At 76.4% G+C, this 2,134-nt stretch carries 1 protein-coding gene; it reads right to left on the bottom strand.

The features are described 5' to 3' along the window. Positions 1–2,134: condensation domain-containing protein (locus tag VFZ20_RS19080; RefSeq protein ID WP_329685523.1), on the bottom strand; the 2,134-nt coding region annotated here is incomplete at both ends.

Below are 2,134 nucleotides of genomic sequence, written 5' to 3'. Positions count from 1 at the left end.
ACGCACACCTCCGGCCCCGCGCCCCGCCGCCGCAGCGCGTGGCTGATGCGGTTCGCCCGGCGCCCCAGCTCCGCGTACGTCACCCGCTCGCCCTGCCAGACGAGCGCAACGGCGTCCGGCGTCCGCGCCGCCTGCGCGCGGAACAGGGCGTGGACGCACGCGGCGGGGTAGTCCGCGTCCGTGCGGTTCCACGTCCGCAGCACCAGCGCGCGCTCGTCCGCCGGCAGCAGGTCGAGCCGCGCCACGGGACGGTCCTCCCCGGCCGCCATCTCCTCCAGCGCCATCCGCAGGTAGCGCGCGTGGCGCTGCACGGTGGCGCGGTCAAAGAGCGCGGTGGCGTAGTTCAGCCCGCCGGTGATGCGCCCGCCGTCTTCCCACAGGGTGAGCGACAGGTCGAACTTGGCCGTGCGCTGGGCGGTGTCGGCCGCGTCCTCCGCCTGGAGCCCCGGCAGGGCCACGGACTCGCCCAGCGCGTTCTGCCAGGCGAACAGCACCTGGAACAGGGGGTGGTACGCCAGGCTGCGCGCGGGGCGAAGCCGCTCCACCACCTGCTCGAAGGGGATGTCGCGGTGCCGCTGCGCCTCCAGCGCCCCCGCCCGCACCCGTCCCAGCAGCTCCGCCACCGTGGGCCCGCCGGACAGGTCCACGCGCAGCGCCAGCGTCTGCACGAAGAAGCCGATGAGGTCCTCGATCTCCCGCCGGTCGCGTCCCGCCGCGGGGGTGCCGATGACGACGTCCCCCTGCGCGGCCAGCCGGCCCAGCACCACGGCCCACCCCGCCAGCAGGGTCATGAACAGCGTGGTGCCGTGGCGCCGCGACAGGGCCTTGAGGGCCGCCGTAAGCTCCGCGTCCAGCTCGATGGGCAGCGACGCGCCGGCAAAGTCCCGCGTGCGGGGACGCGGGCGGTCCGCGGGCAGCTCCAGCAGCTCCGGCGCGCCCGCCAGGTTCCGCTCCCAGAAGCCGGCCTGCCGCTCCAGCAGGGCGCCGTCCACCACGCGCCGCTGCCACGCCGCGTAGTCCGCGTACTGCACGGCGAGCGGCGGGAGGGGATCGGCCTCGCCCCGGGCAAAGGCGCCGTACAGCGCGCCCAGCTCGCGGGCAAGGACGCCCATGGACCAGCCGTCGCTGACGATGTGGTGCATCGTCACCAGCAGCGCGTGGTCGTCCGCCGCCATCCGCACCAGCCGCCCGCGGACCAGGGGCCCGTCCACCAGGTCGAAAGGCGCGCCGGCCTCGTCCGCCATCAGCCGGCGCAGCCCGTCCTCGGCGTCCGCCGTCCCCTGGAGGTCGTGCTCCACCAGCCGGAACGCGCTCTCCTCCACGGCGGCGATGCGCTGCACGGGCTGGCCGTCCACGGCGGGGAACACGGTCCGCAGCGACTCGTGCCGCGCGACGATGCGGTCCAGCGCCCGCGACAGCGCCGCGCGGTCCAGCTCGCCCCGCAGCCGCAGGCGCAGGGGGATGTTGTAGGCCGCGCCCGTGCCGCCCAGCTGCTCCAGGAACCACAGCCGCTGCTGCGCGAACGACGCGGGAAGGGGCGCGCCGCGGTCCACCGGCACGACGGCCAGGGTCCCGGCCCGCGCCGCCGTCTCCAGCCCGCGGGCAAAGTCCGCCAGCACGGGGCGCTCGAACAGGTCGCCCAGGGCCACGTCCACGTCCAGCGCCTGCCGCACGCGCGAGACCAGGCGCACGGCCAGCAGCGAGTGCCCGCCCAGGTCGAAGAAGTCGTCGCCGCGGCCCACCCGCTCCGCGCCCAGCACCTCGGCCCACACGTCCGCGACGGCTTGCTCGGTGGCGCCGGACGGCGCCTCGTACCCGCGGATGCCGAACGCCTCGCCGTCGGGCGCGGGGAGGGCCCGGCGGTCCACCTTGCCGTTGGGCGTGAGCGGCAGCGCGTCCAGCCGCACGTACGCCGCCGGCACCATGTACGCCGGCAGCCGCTCCGCCAGGTGCGCGCGCAGCGCATCGGCCGACGCCGTCTCGTCCGCGGCCACGTACGCCACGAGCCGCTTGTCCCCGGGCGCGTCTTCCCGGACGAGAACGACGGCCGCGCGCACGCCCGGGTGCTCCGCCAGCCGCGCCTCGATCTCGCCCGGCTCGATGCGGAACCCGCGCACCTTGACCTGGTGGTCCG

The sequence above is a fragment of the Longimicrobium sp. genome (genome assembly GCF_036280135.1).
GTDB lineage: Bacteria > Gemmatimonadota > Gemmatimonadetes > Longimicrobiales > Longimicrobiaceae > Longimicrobium.
Note: the sequence above shows the minus strand (reverse complement) of the source record. Positions and strands in the feature narration are given on the sequence as shown.